General features: G+C 44.5%; 14 protein-coding genes. 5 read left to right on the plus strand and 9 right to left on the minus strand.

Annotation, left to right across the window (positions count from 1 at the left end; genetic code table 11):
* Nucleotides 1-139: 139 nt before the first annotated feature.
* The 3 genes from ACFODW_RS04855 to ACFODW_RS04865 are packed head-to-tail and all read right to left on the minus strand — an operon-like array spanning nt 140 to nt 2,989.
* A complete protein-coding gene (locus tag ACFODW_RS04855; RefSeq protein ID WP_390303810.1) occupies nt 140-1,657 on the minus strand; it encodes a glucosyltransferase domain-containing protein in 1,518 nt (505 codons plus the stop codon).
* Between the two features lie 5 nt (nt 1,658-1,662).
* Entirely contained in the window at nt 1,663-2,592 is a 930-nt protein-coding gene (locus tag ACFODW_RS04860) for a glycosyltransferase family 2 protein (RefSeq protein WP_390303813.1), read from the minus strand.
* A gap of 16 nt (nt 2,593-2,608) precedes the next feature.
* Nucleotides 2,609-2,989: a GtrA family protein gene (locus ACFODW_RS04865; RefSeq protein WP_390303816.1), complete on the minus strand. Its 381-nt coding sequence runs from the start codon at nt 2,987-2,989 to the stop codon at nt 2,609-2,611.
* A 969-nt stretch (nt 2,990-3,958) separates the two neighbouring features.
* Here ACFODW_RS04865 and ACFODW_RS04870 point away from each other — a divergent pair.
* The 5 genes from ACFODW_RS04870 (at nt 3,959) to ACFODW_RS04890 (ending at nt 7,274) form a co-directional block, all read left to right on the plus strand.
* Nucleotides 3,959-4,459: a hypothetical protein gene (locus ACFODW_RS04870; RefSeq protein ID WP_390303819.1), complete on the plus strand. Its 501-nt coding sequence runs from the start codon at nt 3,959-3,961 to the stop codon at nt 4,457-4,459.
* A 220-nt stretch (nt 4,460-4,679) separates the two neighbouring features.
* Nucleotides 4,680-5,519, plus strand: a complete 840-nt coding sequence (locus tag ACFODW_RS04875) for a nuclease-related domain-containing protein (RefSeq protein WP_390303822.1) — start codon at nt 4,680-4,682, stop codon at nt 5,517-5,519.
* Nucleotides 5,520-5,801, plus strand: a complete 282-nt coding sequence (locus tag ACFODW_RS04880) for a hypothetical protein (protein WP_390303826.1) — start codon at nt 5,520-5,522, stop codon at nt 5,799-5,801.
* 276 nt (nt 5,802-6,077) lie between these two features.
* Nucleotides 6,078-6,707, plus strand: coding sequence for a response regulator transcription factor (locus ACFODW_RS04885; protein ID WP_390303829.1), 630 nt, complete (start codon nt 6,078-6,080; stop codon nt 6,705-6,707).
* 270 nt (nt 6,708-6,977) lie between these two features.
* Entirely contained in the window at nt 6,978-7,274 is a 297-nt protein-coding gene (locus tag ACFODW_RS04890) for a hypothetical protein (protein WP_390303832.1), read from the plus strand.
* A gap of 92 nt (nt 7,275-7,366) precedes the next feature.
* Here the strand turns inward: ACFODW_RS04890 and ACFODW_RS04895 are convergent, their stop codons facing one another.
* The 6 genes from ACFODW_RS04895 to ACFODW_RS04920 form a co-directional block, all read right to left on the minus strand.
* Entirely contained in the window at nt 7,367-7,573 is a 207-nt protein-coding gene (locus ACFODW_RS04895; RefSeq protein ID WP_390303835.1) for a hypothetical protein, read from the minus strand.
* 418 nt (nt 7,574-7,991) lie between these two features.
* On the minus strand, nt 7,992-8,765 hold the full coding sequence (locus tag ACFODW_RS04900) for a CheR family methyltransferase (RefSeq protein ID WP_390303838.1): 774 nt from the start codon (nt 8,763-8,765) through the stop codon (nt 7,992-7,994).
* Between the two features lie 89 nt (nt 8,766-8,854).
* Nucleotides 8,855-10,549: a methyl-accepting chemotaxis protein gene (locus ACFODW_RS04905; RefSeq protein ID WP_390303841.1), complete on the minus strand. Its 1,695-nt coding sequence runs from the start codon at nt 10,547-10,549 to the stop codon at nt 8,855-8,857.
* A gap of 25 nt (nt 10,550-10,574) precedes the next feature.
* On the minus strand, nt 10,575-10,931 hold the full coding sequence (locus tag ACFODW_RS04910) for a response regulator (RefSeq protein ID WP_390303844.1): 357 nt from the start codon (nt 10,929-10,931) through the stop codon (nt 10,575-10,577).
* Complete coding sequence (locus ACFODW_RS04915; protein ID WP_390303847.1) at nt 10,931-11,413, minus strand: chemotaxis protein CheW; 483 nt, start codon at nt 11,411-11,413, stop codon at nt 10,931-10,933. Before ACFODW_RS04915 ends, ACFODW_RS04910 begins: the two co-directional genes overlap by 1 nt.
* A gap of 28 nt (nt 11,414-11,441) precedes the next feature.
* The gene (locus ACFODW_RS04920; RefSeq protein WP_390303850.1) at nt 11,442-13,544 is read right to left on the minus strand and encodes a chemotaxis protein CheW; all 2,103 of its coding nucleotides are present in this window, start codon (nt 13,542-13,544) and stop codon (nt 11,442-11,444) included.
* Nucleotides 13,545-14,139 lie beyond the last annotated feature (595 nt).

The raw sequence follows: 14,139 nt of genomic DNA on the forward strand, positions 1-14,139 counted from the left end.
TTCCGAGAGAAGCCTGCCTTCCTCGGAATGTTTACATATGAAGAGTCTTTTTCACAGCTACTACTCTCCACCAATTTTAGAGGAATAAAAAAGCCATCTTCTACTAATAGAATGATGGCTTCAATAATATAAACAATATTTACCTTAATTTGACAATCACCGTATCATCCACCACACGAACAGAACTCTCAGCAGGCCAAGCATCCATCTGCTCCAAGGTTCTGCTTCCTTGAAGCTCCTCTAGCTGCCCGTTGCTGGCCGCTTCTATGTTTTCCCCGATGAAGTGGTGGAGCATGACAGAGAATTGATAGGTCTGGCTTAGGAAGATATCCCCCATGGCGCCGGTCATCGAGGGAATACTCTGTGGTACGGTGTTGGACCCTAAATCCGTCTCCACGTTCGGATATCCGATCACTGCCAATGTATCAGCATTCTCATATCCTTCTGTCTGTTCGATTCTATCCAGGATTCTTAGAGTATAGCCATAGGATTTTTCGTATTTTAAGTTCATATTGAAATAGGCGATATTACTGATGATTGAGAAGTTGAAGATGATGAGTGCTGCCAGTATGACGGTGCCCCAGGAAAACCACTGGACAGACAGTAAAGGCTTATGCATCCGGTCGTACAGGATTATCGGTAAAATATAGATGATGGCCAGGGACATGACCATTAACATATGATAGGAAACGGCAGGTGAAACAAAGTACAGGAAGAATGAAAATACTGGCAGCAGAACGAAGCCGATTACTATGAGTCCGATTCTGGCTAGTGCTACTTTGTGTACGATGATGGAAATGATCAGTCCTGCCACAATAGCGACAATCAACAGCACATTTAGGATTTCGAACAAGTTGACAGGATAGTCGGTGAAAAAGCCACGAAAGAGAAATTCCTTGAAAGTATCTATAATTTCCCGTAGTTGTTCGCCCACATTTCCAAGGGACATGCCGACTTGGTCAAGGCCCTGGTAGTTCGTCATTCCTTCATATCGCTGATAGAGTTTGAAGGTAACAGCATAGAGCCCCATCCCGATGGTGGTCATAACCATGTATTTGGAAAGCAATAAGAACAACGGCTTATAAAGGGTGTTTTTAATCAACTCGGTAACCATCCATACCGTGACCAAGGTCAGTATCAGTGTCAGGTTGGCCTGATAGATTCCGACACTCACATATACGATGGTCGAGGCCGGCAGGAATCCATACTTATATTTACCTGTCATCCATACAGCCAATACGCCCAACAGGAACCCGGCCATGTAGGCATCAGCGGTAAACATATAAGAGAAGGTGGAAGCTACCGTCGGAAACGTAACAATTAGTCCGGCGGTCAATACAATGGATGTCTTTTTCGTCAGCTTGAAGAACTCTGTAAGGAAGACGGCGATTAACGCTAAATAAACCATTGATAATAATCCATTGATCCATGGCAGATCGAAGTACGATCCGACTCCGCTGACGGGACCTAAAAAGAAGCGCCCCGATGTATATTTCTTCTGCTCACTGTAGATATTGAGGATTCCATCATGATTGGGAAGAGCATTGGTGAATACAAACATATGTGTCAGGAATCCAATGATAACTGCACTTATAAAAGCGATTTTCCATTCTCTTTTTAGCATTCGATTGAAATTACTGAAAAAGTCCTCGGGCATGTCCATTACTCCTTGTCACTTTTCTCTTTGATCAAATAATGCGGACGGTGTTTGGTTTCGTAATAGATCCTTCCAATATATTCGCCGATGACTCCCAGGAACAGCAGTTGGATTCCGCCGAGCAGAATGATGGCTGAAATGGTGGTGAAGTAACCGGGTGTATCAATTCCATGCAGGAAGTAATTGACTAACGTAAACAGGATGTAGATGAAACCGAAGATAGTAATGAAAATACCGCTGTAGATGGCGATTCTCAACGGCTTATTGTTGAAGGATAATATTCCATCTATCGCGTAATTGAAAAGAGAGGTAAAGCTCCATTTTCCTACGCCATTGGCACGAGTCTGATTCTCATACTCCAATATTTTTTCATGGAAACCAATCCACGAAAAGATACCTTTGGAAAAGCGGTTGTATTCGGTCAGTTTCAGCACTGCATCCACTGCCTGGCGGCTCAATAAGCGGAAATCCCCGACACCGTCAATGATGGTAACCTCCACTAATCGGTTCGCCACTTTATAGAAGAAGTTGGTCAGCTTCCGCCGGGCATAATTTTCCCCGTTCCGATTACGCTTGGCAGTAACCTGGTCATACCCTTCTTCATAGTGGCTCCACATTTGTGGAATCAAAGTTGGAGGGTGCTGCAGGTCGGCATCCATCAGAATGACAGCATCCCCGGAAGCGTACTGTAGGCCCGCAAGAATGGCCGATTCCTTTCCGAAGTTTCGGCTGAAAGAAATATAATGGACATTTCTATGTGTCTCTGCTAAATCACGAAGCAGATCCAGTGTTTTATCTTTACTGCCGTCATCGGTAAAGACATATTCCACCTCCACATCCAGCTGTTGCACATACTTCTCCGTTTCCATATGAAATGCCTGTATATTTTGCTGTTCATTGTAACAAGGGATAACAATGCTCAGTACTTTTTTCATTAGATGTCCACCCTTATCAGGATTTTAAGATTTTCCGTGAAATAACAAAGGTAAATGGAATGGCGACCCCGGAAGCAAGGAGTGGTGCAATTCTATTATCCAGTTGCAAGAGATCTCTCAATATATATAGCGCGCTGGTAGAAACCGTTATATTCACCACATAGGTAAGAGGGAATTGAAAAAACTTCCTCCAGCTTGGCTTAGATTGATAAGTGAAATAGGTATTTAGATAATAGGAACCTACCATGCTGATCAGAAAGGCCATGATATGGCCGACGAGATAATTGATCAGCAGCACTTCCGTGAATAATAAATACCATATGTAATAATGAAATGTATTGAAAAAGCCGACTATAATAAATTTGATCGTTTCTTGTTTTAAGAGATTTATAATCATTGGTTTGCCTTTCGCTAAACCCGGGCTCAATTAGAGATTGGGTCATTTTTCCATAAACTTAAATATATCACTCACGGGTGGATATTTCAATATGTGGAAAAAGCGTTGGAAAAGTGAATACAACCTAACCCGAATGTTATAGAAGAATTTGAAATTTGAAGTATTGGAAATTTTTCACTGCAAAATATGGTAGATTTTACTCACATGCATAAGAGGTTTTAGTATATTTTACTGAAGGGGGGATTAATTTGATTATTAAAAATTCAAAAAGGTTCATCAAGCCATCTATAGTAAGGGGCATGGATTTTAGGAACGCTTAGAAAGAAACAACTACATCAGCCACCCCCTACTTTTCTGCGGAAGCTAAGAAAGAGCTGGATATGTCTTTCATGCCGAATTATCAAATTGGAATTAAGGGAAACAACCAGGATAACCACAGTGGTTGAAGTGAAAGTTTGTTTGCCTATGATAATAAGGTTAAACGAAAGATAGTGAAAAATGGGGTTAGGAGTTATCAAGGGATGAGACAAGGGAAAGAAAAATGGGTGAAATGTATTGAGCTGCGAAAGATATGAGCGCTACGCTTAAAGCCTCGTGTGGGACGCACAACCTTTCAAATCTATCGGCAACTAATTCATTAGGATAAAGGGGCAGGAGTCCTGACTGTGACTCCGATGATAGTATCTTTGCAAAATAAAAAGGAAGTAACCCTTGGTCATCTCAACTAAGGGGTTGACACGTAATATTTATAACCGTAGAAAGAAAGCGGAGGAGTTATTGAATAGATTGAAGAATAAGGATTAGACAGGGTAGCCTCCTATTTATTGGAGGCTACTATTATAATAGATAGAAGAAAACAGAGATTTTCCTCTTCATTTAGTATTTCTTACACTAAACTCAAGCAGTAAGAGAAGCTCCTGAAAGATGGTGCAATTAATATTAATAAAAGAAGGAAAGATGTGATGATTAATGGAAGTTACCAAAACGTATTTGATTCAAATTGAATGGGAGGGGCCTTTTAAATTAATAGACCTTCCCACTTTAATGCACGATGGAACCGATTATGGAATTTATCAGATCTATGGAAAGCACCCAATTTATGGTAGTGATGTATTATTGTATATTGGTAAAGCAGATTATCAAACACTTGGAAAAAGGATTTCTCAAGAGAATTGGCTAGACACCAATGACTCAAATAACACAAAAATATACGTTGGCAGATTACATGGCCCAGCTACTCCATCCTATGACATATGGTCCAATGAAATTGATTTAGCAGAACGTTTACTAATTTATGTTCATAAGCCTGCTTATAACTCAAAAAGTATATCTTCTCTTCCCGATAATGAACTCCAAAATATACATATACTGAATTGGGGCCACCATAGAGACCTTCTCCCAGAGGTTTCTGGATTAAGGTGGACTAGTAAGGTATATCACTTAGAATATGAGACGTACAGATGGGAATGAACCTTAATAAGTATCGGAATATGAGAATCTACGGGACTTAGCGGAGGGTATTTCTTTTCATAAGGAAGGCAGGAAGGCTTTATTCCAAGTGTCTAACTAATTAGCAGTAGATGGGATAATCTTATATTAATATGGATGGGGTTCTGGTAAAATTATCCTATATTAAGTTAACAGATCCATGGGGGAAGAAAAGGATCTGTTAGATAGTAAGGAGAAACGTATGTTATTATTTTTGAATCTCTTTAAAAATAGAGAGGCGCAAAAGACAGTGAGCAGGCCATCGACGAAAGGCCCGGCGACGCCCATTCAGCCAAAGAAAACGAATGAGGAAGTGGCGAAGAGGAAAGGAGAAATAGGGGAGTATAAAATTGATATTCAGCTGGATCAGATGCCAAAGAAATACCGTTTTCTAAGCGATCTGCTGATAGAAAATCGAAAGGCTCGCTCCGGCTATTCCCAAATAGACCATGTAGTCATAACGCCCTCTGGGGTGTTCGTAATTGAAACCAAAAACTATCAGGGGACTGTGTATGGTGGTAAAGGGAGAAAAACTTGGTCAGTTAATGGTAAGTTTAAAATGATGAATCCTTTTCTTCAGAATTATGGTCATATCCAAGCACTTAAATCATTGGTGGGTAAACAGTATCATAATCAGTTCATCTCGATGGTATCTTTCACTAAGCGCTCAACATTCAAGGCAGGGGTGGATTACCGTAAAATCACTTCCGACGAACTTATTGTCTACGACATAGAGCTTTCAGAGTTTGTCCGTCGGAAAGTAATGGCAGTAAAACTGCAAAAAAGAAGACCACCACTTAGCGAAAACGACATCTCAGAGATTTACCAGGTATTTTCAAAATCTAATATTACTGATCCTAAAATTAGGGAGGCGCATGTTCATTCCCTAAAAAACCAAAAATCTAAAAGTGCTTCGGAACAGCCGATGCAATGCGTAGTTTGTAAAAAAGTCGTTTCAGATAAAGTAAAGTCCTTTTGTTTAAAGAATAAGAAGTTCGAAGGTAAAATATATTGCTATGAGCACCAGAAAAGGAGTGGTTAAATGATACACAAAGAACCGATCGACTATATCCGTGTCCCTGCTCCTCAACATAGTGAAGATGCCTTCTATGAAGTAAGGTATGGGGATGTAGATTGGGAGGATACCGGAGAGGAAAACAATTACAAGAGAGCTGTCTATATAGTTATGGGGTATGGAGACAAAATGGCCTACAGGCGTGTTCCTCATATACTAACGTCATCCAACCCAGATGAAAATGGTTTGAGTGATCTGGAGAAGGTAATGACAGCGATAGAGAAAATCAGGAAAAGGAATAGCATTTGATTTATTTGTGAAAGTCAGAATAGAAATGAGGCAGAGCGAGTCGGAACCCGGCTTGTTCTGTCTCTTTTTTTCTATAGTAATTACCTCCCTTTAAGTATTTTATCGGAATACCAAAAAAAGGATAAAAAGTTTGCAAAAATATGTCGATATACATCATCATTAAAAAAGGATGAATAAATTATTATAAGAATCTTTAAGGAACTAGCTGGCTAAGTCAATAATGTCAGCTAATAAGTAAAGAAGCGAAAACACCGTTTTAGGAGGTGTGAAAGAATTATGAGTGATATAGCAATTATTAAAGGAAAAGAGCTGTATAAGAGTAAGTATCTCAGGGTATTACAGAATAATCTGAAACATACAGTAAAAGCAGTAAATGCTAATAATCCTGATTTAATTCGCAGTTTGAATCCTGGATTGATTATAGTAGATATCGAAGCAGATATTGATCTAACATTTATCAAAGAGGCGTTTAGAGATAAAAATAGTAAGGTAGCTGTGTCTTGTCCGGAAGTGTACGATGAACAATTAGTCAGGTTATTTAGAATGGATTTACAAGGATATCTGCTTAATAAAATGAAACCCATGGAGGCCGTGGATGCCATTGAATGGATATTAAACGGCATTATTTATGTTCATCCACATTTAGTAAAGCCCCTGTTCATGGATTTTATGGATATGAATCAGTCAACCATTGCTCGGCCAAAGCGCCTTCTGACAAAAAGGGAGTGGCAGATCGTGGAGCTGTTGGCAACCGGTGAACAGTCCAATCCAAAAATAGCGGACATACTTCAGTTGTCCGAGAAAACAGTAAAGAATCATCTGGCTTCCATTATGTGTAAATTGAATGTAGATAGCAGGACAGGCGTTGCCGTGACAGCAATAAGGAATAGGTGGGTTCGAATTTAGTGAAGGGGGGGCTCCAGCCTCCTAAAATAATATAACCATCTGTCCATAAGTTACCGAATTAATTCCTTTCTTGTAATCAAAATCATAGCTGAGTCACAGGGGCCCAGTTCCCCCCTAAGTGACAAAAGCCAAGTGAGCAGCAAGGTATAGGAATATACCAAAAAATAATTGGTAAAAAAAGGATATGATTGTAATTTTTTGAAGTATTTTCTGTCGCTATTTAGTATAATAGGATAGGTGAAAAGCACCAGTTCGAAAAGGAGTATACATATGCAATTCATTTTATCAGTTTTCGCTTTTATTACCGTATTCTATATGCTTTACAGAAAATACAGTGGTATATTTGGAGATTTGAGCCAAAATGCTAGAGTAGGAATATTCACCTTTGCGCTGGGAGTCATTTTAAGTTTTTTTGCTTTTTCCATGGGTGTCAGTGGCAATATCTACTCTTATCCCGAAGCTCCTTCCTTTTTATTCTCATTCCTGATATTGCTGAGCAACATGGCGTTCATGGGCACTGTTGCCTGCTTGGTGGTAGGTATATACCGACTGGTCGCTTCCAGGTAGGGAGCGTTTTTTTGAGAGAGAGGCCAAGAGGTGAGGGCAGGCTTCCTCAGCCCGAATCTTAAGACATACCCGCATGTTCCCGTTTTCTCCCACTAACTTCCCCTAAGCAAACGTTCAATCTCCGCCGTTTCCTCCTGTGGACTTTTTCTGGTGACCGGTTGTTTCATAGACAGGGTGCGTGCTTTATTTTTCCGCTCTCTAAACCACTCAGGCACAATCTCGTCCGGCTGTTGGCTGTAGTGGATCCTCCGCTCGTTCTGCCGGAAGATCTCTTCGAATGAAGGTTTTTCTTTTGTCATGGGAAAGCTCCTTTTGCAGGTGGGATTAAGGAGGTCTGGAGAGGGGATGGGGAGCGACTGGAGGACTGATGGTAAAAAGGTCCAATGCTTCTGCTATGGAGGAGCGTTTACAATTTGGAGTCCGTGTTGCCATTTCCATCTTGCTTATGTATTTCGTGGATACTCCGGCTTTTTAGTTTCAGTTCGTCCAACCTTTCGACCTCCTTCTCAAGATAATTATCCTCAATGGAAGGGAGGGTAGAAACGTCCTATAGGGCACCTTTTGTGATTAAATGTGTCTAAATTGTGACAAAAGGGAAGTGATGAATCGATAATGAAAAACAGCGTAGATGAGTTATCATCTGCGCTGATTTATTTAAAAGCTTTCTTAGGGGGAGGGAGATACATCAGTTTTCCAACAAAACTTTACTGGTCCCAGCTATTTTTTCTGATAAAAAAAGGACGAGATGGTTTCCAGTCCGTACTGGGACGGGTTAAAAATCTGTTCCGTCGACCCGATGAACAGGACGCCTCCCTTGGCCAGGGACTGGCTCAATTTATTCAACAATGTATGCTTTGCTTCTTCATTAAAGTAAATCATCACATTCCGGCAGACAATCAAATCGAAGTTTCTCTGGAATCTGTCCTTTAGTAGGTCGCTTTGCCTGAAGTTGATCAAACGTTTGATTGGGTCGTTGATCTGGTAGACGCCGGGCGATTTCTCCTGGAAGTGCTCTTGTATGGTTGCCTTCTCCAGCTTTTTCAGGGCGGATGCCGGATAAATTCCTTGTTTGGCCTGCTGGAGGATGGATTTATCAAGATCTGTGGCGGTAATGGAAAACGTGCCTGGATCCCGATGCTCGGACAGGAGGATGCCTAGAGAGTAGGGCTCTTCCCCGGACGAACAGGCGGCACTCCATACTTTAAGCTTGGCCCGGTCCTGAAGTGGCCCGGATACAATAAGCTTTTCCAGCACCTTCCACTGGGATTCATTTCGGAAGAACTCGGAAACATTGATGGTCATATGGCTCAAGAATTGTTCCAAAAGCTGATCATCTCTGTCGATGCCGGTATAGAAGCTCTTTAAATCCTGAAAGCCATGCCTCCCGCTCAGGGCCTCCAACCTCCGCTTCATTTGCTGTTCTTTATACAGGGAGAGGTTGATTCCTGTTTTCTTTCTGATTTTATCGATGAAGTAGGCGTAATCGCTCATGGCCGGTTCCTCCCGAATAATGATAGATGATAGAAAAGGGATGGGACAGCCGGCAAGGCCGGTCGTCCCATCCTATCATGTCCTTCCTTTTACAGTTTAAAGGAGCGGACGAGTCCATTTAATTCTTCGGCCAGCTGGGCCAAGTCTTCGGAGTTGGCAGAGACTTCTTCCATGGAGCTGCTTGTCTGCTGTGCAGCTGCCGAGGTCTGTTCAACGCCTGCAGCGGATTCTTCCGATACAGCAGCAATCTCCTCGATGGAACTGCTCATCTCCTGGCTGGTCGCGGACATGTCTGCCAGATTGCTGGTAACCGTCTGGATTCTGCTTACCATGTCACTGACCGCCTCATTGATTCTTCCAAAGGTTTCCCCGGTCGATTGGATTTGCCCAGTGCCTTTTTCCACTTCGGCATAACCGTTCTGCAGGGATTTCACTACACCGGAGGATTCAGTCTGGATGGTTCCGACAAAGCCGGTGATTTCTGTGACCGAATTGGCCACCTGTTCGGCAAGCTTCCGCACTTCATCAGCAACCACTGCGAAACCGCGTCCCTGTTCACCGGCACGGGCTGCCTCGATGGCCGCGTTCAGTGCTAACAGGTTGGTCTGTTCTGCAATGTCTTTGATGACCGTAACCAGTTTGGAAATTTCCTTGGATTGGGTATCAAGCCCCTGCACTTTTTCAACGGACTCTTTGACAATCTGATCAATCATGTTCATCTGTTGTACAGATTCTTGCATTAGCTTGCTACCGTCGCCGGTCATTTTAAGTACATCCTGGGAAGAATGGTGGATGGTTTCTCCATTGGCATTCGCTTCCTGGACCTTAGCTGAAAACGTTGCGGCATTCATTGACAGTGTGCTTGCATTGTTCGCCTGTGTTTCCGACCCGTTGGCGATTTCCTCCATGGTGGTGGCAATCTGTTCGGAACCGGTTCTCACTTCATTGGCCGATTGGGTCAATTCTTCACTTTGGCTGGAAACAGTTTCTGATACGGTGCTGATTCTCTGAAGCAGTTCCCGCATGCTGCTGTTCATTTCATTGGTCGCTGTGACCAGATGGCCTATTTCGTCCCGCGATTTTATCGTCAGCGGCTGATTGCTCAGGTCTCCGTCGGCAATCGACTTCATCCGCTCCATAACAATGCCGAGCGGGGTGGTGATGCTTCTGGAGGTGAAGATGGCAATCAATATTCCTAAGATCAGGACGGCAAGAGTGATGCTCATTCCGAACATCAGGGAACGTTCACCGCCTTCAATGACTTCCTGACCCATTTCGTTAATGATGTCTTCCCGTTCAGCGGCCATTTCCTGAAAGCCGTCGGACAATTCGATGGTGAGCGGCTGAACCTGGTTTTCCATGATTTGCATGGCTTCCTCGGTATTCCCGGCATCATATTCGGCAAATACCTCATCTGTCAAGGTGCCCCACTGGACCTTCCGCTCAATCAACCGCTCCACTTTTTCGGAATCACTTAGTTCAAGGACCTTATTTTCAAGGGCAATGCTCTCTTCCAGTGTATCGTTGAATGCCTGTCTATGCTGCTCGTCTCCGTATAGAAGGTAGCCCCGTAGCATGCTGGTCCGTTCTGCCATGTTGATGGCCAGCTGTTCATCTGTAATCAGCAGCTCGAGCTGATAATCCATGATCTCCCGCATTTCTTTGTTGGTGTTGCTCGTGGTGACAGCATGGAAGATCCCCAACAGGAGCACCAGAGCGGTGATGGACAGGAATCCGGCGAGCAATTTCGTTTTGATGCTTTTGAAGTTCCGTAGTTTATTCAAATTTTCCACCTCATGTATCTATTTTTTAAAGAACCTTTTGGATTGCTTCTTGAATTCGTTCAGGACTGAAGGGCTTGACGATGAAATCCTTGGCGCCGGCTTTGATGGCCTCGAGCACCATGGACTGCTGGCCCATCGCGGAACACATGATGATTTTCGCATCCGGATGGTGTTTTTTGATTTCCTTCACCGCATCGACGCCGTTCATTTCCGGCATGGTGATATCCATCGTAACGAGCTCCGGCATGAGTTCTGCATACTTCAGGACGGATTCTTCCCCATTGGCTGCTTCGCCGACGACCTCATGCCCCTGTTTCGTGAGTACATCCTTCAGCTGCATCCGCATGAAGGCTGCATCATCTGTAATCAATACCTTTGCCATTATCGTTCAACCTCCGTGTTCGTGCTGCCGGCTGCTTGTTTGGCCTCCGACATTTCTTCCAGATTCAGGACCTTTTCCAAGTCCAGTAAAATCAATAATTTTTCCTCGACTTTGGCGACTCCGTTGATATAGCTTCCGGACAAACTACCGACCGTTTCCGGCGGGGAATCGATCAGGGATTGCTCGAGATCGATGACATCTGTCGCGGAATCAACCAACAGCCCGACCTGGGTATCATTGATATGAACAATCAAAATTCTGGTACTTGCCGTATGTTCAGCTGTACCGATCTGCAGCCGGCCTTTCAAGTCGATGACCGGTGTAATTTCCCCGCGCAGGTTCATGACACCCTGAATGAATGGGGAGGTGTTAGGAACAGGTGTAATATGTGTCACTTTCTCAATGGAAAGCACCTGCTGGATATGAACACCGTAATGCTCGGTATTGAGCTGGAACACAATAAATTTCTTCAGTTCTTCCATATAGTAGGACCTCCTTTATAAGTGGCTGTTATTTAATCAGTGCATTTGGATCGATAATCAGGGAAATCCTTCCGTCTCCGAGAATGGTGGCGCCGGAGATGGCATAAGTGTCCTTGAAATACATACCCAGTGATTTAAGTACGACTTCCTTTTGTCCAAGGAAGGAATCAACGACAAGGCCGCTGACCTTATCTCCCTTACGGACAATGACGACGGATTTTCTTCGTTTATCTTCCTGTCTGTCTTTCAGGTTGAAGATCTCGTCCAGGTGGATGAGCGGGATCACCTTTCCGCGGAAATCGATGACCGGTTCTCCTTTGACATACATGGTATCCTGCTCCTTCAACAGCACCGTTTCCACAATAGAGGAGAGGGGAATCGCATACGTCTCTTCCTGGATTTTGACCAGTAACGTGGCGAGGATGGACAGGGTTAAAGGTAGCTGGATAGTGAACTTGCTGCCCTTTCCAAGCTCTGAGCGGGTGGAGATATGGCCGCCGAGGGATTCGATGGTCGTTCGGACTACATCGAGGCCGACCCCGCGCCCGGAAATATCCGATACATTCTCTGCGGTACTAAAGCCCGGTTCGAATAACAGGGCATATACCTCTTCATCTGCCATCATTTTCGCTTGGTCGTCGGTGATTAATCCTCTGTTCAAGGCTTTGTCCAACACTTTATCCCGGTCGATTCCTGCGCCGTCATCCTCCATTTCAATAACCACCTGGTTGCCGCGGTGGAAAGCACGGAGACTTAACTGGCCTTCTTCCGGCTTTCCTTTCTCCCGCCTCTCCTCAGGCAGCTCTACTCCATGATCGACGGAATTGCGGATCAAATGGACGAGCGGATCACCGATTTCATCAATGACTGTCCGGTCCAATTCGGTATCCGCACCGGAAATTTGCAAGTCGATCTTCTTGCCGAGTTCCTTGGCGAGTCCACGGATCATGCGGGGGAAGCGGTTGAATACCTGCTCGATGGGCACCATTCTCATGGTCAGCATGATGTCCTGCATGTCCTTGGACACCCGGGAAAGATGCTCAACGGTATCGATGAGCTCCATGTCGCCGGACCGCTTGGAAATCTCCTCGAGCCGCCCCCGGTCGATGACGACTTCTTCAAACAGATTGATCAGCTGGTCGATCCGTTCGATGTTGAGGCGGATGGTTTTGGAAGACTGCCGCTTCTGTTGGTGGGACTGCTCGTCCGTTTGCTCCTCCTCTGGTGTTTCGGCGGGAAGTTCCGATGGTTCTGGTTGCGGCTCTTCCGGTAATTTGGCGGAGGCGTCCTCCGCCACCGCAGACAGCTCTTCCGTGACTTCGTCGGGAACGTCTTCAACCACTGCGGGCTTCTCTTCAGGGGGTTCCCCGGAAGCTGCCGTAAGGGTCTGGGTTGGCAGGACCGTCCAATCAGCCCGGTGTATTTCTGAAATGTTCAATACACTGTTTTTAACTTCCTGTGGGTCTGCCTCGGTAAGGACGAGGGCCAAAAACGAAGACCCGAATTGTTCGTCCTCCAACTCTTCCACGGTGGGAATGGTTTTAATGAGCTCCCCCAGATTGCTGAGGGTTTCCACTACCATGAAGGCGCGCACGCCCTTCAACAGGACATCCTCCTGCAGCTCAACCTCCAGCTGGATCGCATGATAGCCCTGTTCCTGCGCTTGGGCAATGACGGCGGACTGGAATTCGTCCAATTCCATCACCGATGGTTCCGGTGCAACCGGGGCAGGTGGAGGTATGTCGGCGGGTTCGCCTGTTTCTAATCGCCGGAGTTCTTCGACCAGAGAGGAAACATCCTTCTTCCCGGTGCCGCCTTCACTGATGCTTTCGACCATTTCCTCCAAAGCTTCCAGGCAAGAAAAAGCTGTGTCGATCACCTCGGTCGTGACATCCAGTTTTTTGTTGCGGATGAGATCCAGCACATTTTCCATCTGATGGGTGAGGGAGGAGATATCATCGAACTCCATCGTAGCTGCCATCCCTTTCAGCGTATGGGCGGAACGGAAGATCTCTTCCACGATCGACAGGTCCTCCGGCTGCTTTTCCAAAAGCAGCAGGTTGTCATTGACTGCTTGCAAGTGGTCCCGGCTTTCATCCAGGAACATTTCTGTGTATTGGTTTGTATCCATATAAGCCTTCCTTTCCAATGGACGGCCAGTCCAGCAATAAATAATGATGGATTCTCCATGGTTAACGGAGGGGATAGGTTAGCCTGATTTGGCCGCATTTCCCTGCATCATTATTCGGAGTGGTGATCCGGTTGTGGAATCGTTTTTTCTCCTATGTAAGCCGCGGTCCCATAGGCGTCAAGGTTTCGCCCTTACGAGGTCACCATATTACAGGTAGTTCGATTCATAGACTTCTAATCTATTCATCGGACAAATTACTTAATTTGTGTAGAGGAAAACGAAAAACGGAATTATACGAATGCTGGGAAGGATGCGGGTAATAGAGGAAGGAATTTTTAGAAGACAAGGCGCGGTGGGCACAAAGAAAATTCTTATGGTATCTTGGCAAGAGGAATGGGTTTAGGAAATGAGCCTGTTCCGTTTTTTATGGAACCGCAAATTACAAACCGTTATACCTAGTCCCTTGAGTCCTATTATCCACCATATATTAATCTGTAACCTACACAGAAAGAAGAGCCTATCGATTGAAATTCAGCCTGATTATTTCGGGGGTAGTGTGCCCTTGTTTCACTCTAATCCATCTTGCTAAAAGTGA

Source organism: Virgibacillus sediminis, from assembly GCF_042643265.1.
GTDB lineage: Bacteria > Bacillota > Bacilli > Bacillales > Amphibacillaceae > Virgibacillus_O > Virgibacillus_O sediminis.

Bases quoted from the DNA above. Each gene is read 5' to 3' on its own strand.
- ACFODW_RS04865 (WP_390303816.1), bottom strand. From the start codon at position 2,989: ATGATTATAAATCTCTTAAAACAAGAAACGATCAAATTTATTATAGTC.
- ACFODW_RS04885 (WP_390303829.1), top strand. From the start codon at position 6,078: ATGAGTGATATAGCAATTATTAAAGGAAAAGAGCTGTATAAGAGTAAG.
- ACFODW_RS04890 (WP_390303832.1), top strand. From the start codon at position 6,978: ATGCAATTCATTTTATCAGTTTTCGCTTTTATTACCGTATTCTATATG.
- ACFODW_RS04855 (WP_390303810.1), bottom strand. From the start codon at position 1,657: ATGCCCGAGGACTTTTTCAGTAATTTCAATCGAATGCTAAAAAGAGAA.
- ACFODW_RS04920 (WP_390303850.1), bottom strand. From the start codon at position 13,544: ATGGATACAAACCAATACACAGAAATGTTCCTGGATGAAAGCCGGGAC.
- ACFODW_RS04870 (WP_390303819.1), top strand. From the start codon at position 3,959: ATGGAAGTTACCAAAACGTATTTGATTCAAATTGAATGGGAGGGGCCT.
- ACFODW_RS04910 (WP_390303844.1), bottom strand. From the start codon at position 10,931: ATGGCAAAGGTATTGATTACAGATGATGCAGCCTTCATGCGGATGCAG.
- ACFODW_RS04880 (WP_390303826.1), top strand. From the start codon at position 5,520: ATGATACACAAAGAACCGATCGACTATATCCGTGTCCCTGCTCCTCAA.
- ACFODW_RS04900 (WP_390303838.1), bottom strand. From the start codon at position 8,765: ATGAGCGATTACGCCTACTTCATCGATAAAATCAGAAAGAAAACAGGA.
- ACFODW_RS04860 (WP_390303813.1), bottom strand. From the start codon at position 2,592: ATGAAAAAAGTACTGAGCATTGTTATCCCTTGTTACAATGAACAGCAA.
- ACFODW_RS04915 (WP_390303847.1), bottom strand. From the start codon at position 11,413: ATGGAAGAACTGAAGAAATTTATTGTGTTCCAGCTCAATACCGAGCAT.
- ACFODW_RS04895 (WP_390303835.1), bottom strand. From the start codon at position 7,573: ATGACAAAAGAAAAACCTTCATTCGAAGAGATCTTCCGGCAGAACGAG.
- ACFODW_RS04875 (WP_390303822.1), top strand. From the start codon at position 4,680: ATGTTATTATTTTTGAATCTCTTTAAAAATAGAGAGGCGCAAAAGACA.